General features: G+C 61.2%; 2 protein-coding genes. One reads left to right on the top strand and one right to left on the bottom strand.

Features of this window, described 5'->3' with window-relative positions:
- Positions 1-323: 323 nt before the first annotated feature.
- Entirely contained in the window at positions 324-803 is a 480-nt protein-coding gene (locus AHiyo1_RS08725) for an SRPBCC family protein (RefSeq protein WP_059388299.1), read from the top strand.
- Between the two features lie 454 nt (positions 804-1,257).
- On the opposite strand, the gene AHiyo1_RS08720 is transcribed toward AHiyo1_RS08725, so the two are convergent.
- The coding region (locus AHiyo1_RS08720; RefSeq protein ID WP_445286194.1) for an MmyB family transcriptional regulator at positions 1,258-1,831 on the bottom strand (574 nt) is incomplete at its 5' end.

The following is a 1,831-nucleotide window of genomic DNA, read 5'->3' as shown; positions in this document are numbered from 1 at the left end:
CCGCGGCCCGGCCCGAATCCGCCGTGTCCGTGGGGACCGCGACGGCTGCGGCCGCGTCCGAAACGTTCCATATCCGGACCGCAATCTGTGTGTTTATTGTCGTGAATGCCTTTCATAACGGCATCGTCCTTTCAGTGTTTTGTGGGTTGCCCTCAGGCTCGCAGGTTGTTCTGCGATACTTAACGATATATCGCTGACTGTCGTTAAACAAGAGCTGGATTTTGTTCGAACTTGGTCTGCGACGCAGGCCGGGGATACCCGATCGCTCTGCCGATTGCCCACTCGGAACTTAGGATGGTCGCTAACGAGATTGAGGACAACAGATGAGCGCACAACTGACGACCATCGAGGTCGAAGAATTCCTGCCGCATTCGCCCGCCAAGGTTTGGCGTGCGCTGACGGAACCCAGGCTGATCGCCCGCTGGTTGATGGAAAACGACTTCCAAGCGATCGTCGGGCATCAGTTCCAGATGCGCGGGATTCCCGTTCCGGCAGTTGGCTTCAGCGGCTTGGTGGCCAGCGAAGTCCTTGACGTGAAAGCGGAGAAGCTACTGCGTATTTCGTGGCGGGACGCGAACTCCGGAAACAGCCTCAACAGCACCGTGACGTGGTCGATCGCCGCGGAAGACACGGGCACCCGTCTGTCGCTTGTCCATGACGGGTTCAATCCCGACGAGCCGACGCACGTGGCATCGCACCGCATCATGAGCGGTGGCTGGCGAAACCATGTGCTTCCGCGGCTCGGCCAGACCCTGGCCGAACTCGACAGCACTGAATCCGACAGCGCCGAACTCGACAGCTAAGGCAAACAATGCAATTCGTCGTCTTCTACAGCTCGGATCCTTCCGTACACCTCACCGGCAAGGCTCCACGAACGCTGGCACTTTAGGCTCGATTCCCCACGCCACCCGGTGGAGTGCGGTTGCGAGCCAACCCCGGAGCCGAGCCAGCCGCGAGCGCCTTGCCGGGCGTGCCGGAACAACCGGTGCCCCCGGCAAGGCACTGCGGCTGTCATTGTTCACGAGGCCAATGACCGCGCAGGCCATCATCAACGAAAAATCCATAGCCATCTTCTTCTCATCTAAAACGTGGAGCCCTGGACTGTAATCAGTTAGCGGCTGGAAAAACCCGAATACTCAAGGCGGAACCGCCGTCGTTCAAGGTCCTGTTAAAGACGCTAAGCGCTCCGGAAGACGATGTCAGCAGCTAGGCCGCTCCCTGCTTTTCCTAGGATTGGCGGTCCTACCCACACCGGGCTCAGTCCGAGATCGACGCCGGCGCCGCCAGTTCGCTTGCGGTGGTGGCCGCCCAGCTCGCGAGCAGTTTCAGGCGTTCGTCGCTCGCCGACCCTGGTTCCGCCGTATAGGCGAACATCGTCCACCCGGGGTTGGCCGGCAGTTCCATTGCCTCGTAGCTGAGTTCGAGATCCCCGACCACCGGGTGATGCATGCGCTTGATGCCGGTCCGGTGGAAGCGGACGTTGTGGGCGGCCCAGCGTGTGCGGAATTCCTCGCTCCGGGTAGCGAGCTCGCCGACCAGATCACTCAGGCCCTTGTTGTGTGGCTGCCGTCCGGCGTAACTGCGCAGGGTGGCCACAATGTCGTTCGCGCCTTGCTCCCAATCGATGTAGAAGTTGCGTGACTCGGGGTTGAGGAACACGAACCTGGCGTTGTTCACGGGCCGGACGGGATCGGCGAAAAGAGGCGAGAAAAGGGCTCGTCCGAGTGGATTCGCAGTGATGAGATCCATACGCTCGTTCCGCACCCACGTCGGGGCTCCCGTGATCGCGTCCATGAACCGCTGGAGGCTCGGGCGGATCTGCTGCGCGGGT

It is taken from the genome of Arthrobacter sp. Hiyo1 (genome assembly GCF_001263615.2).
Classification (GTDB): Bacteria; Actinomycetota; Actinomycetes; order Actinomycetales; family Micrococcaceae; genus Arthrobacter.
Note: the sequence above shows the minus strand (reverse complement) of the source record. Positions and strands in the feature narration are given on the sequence as shown.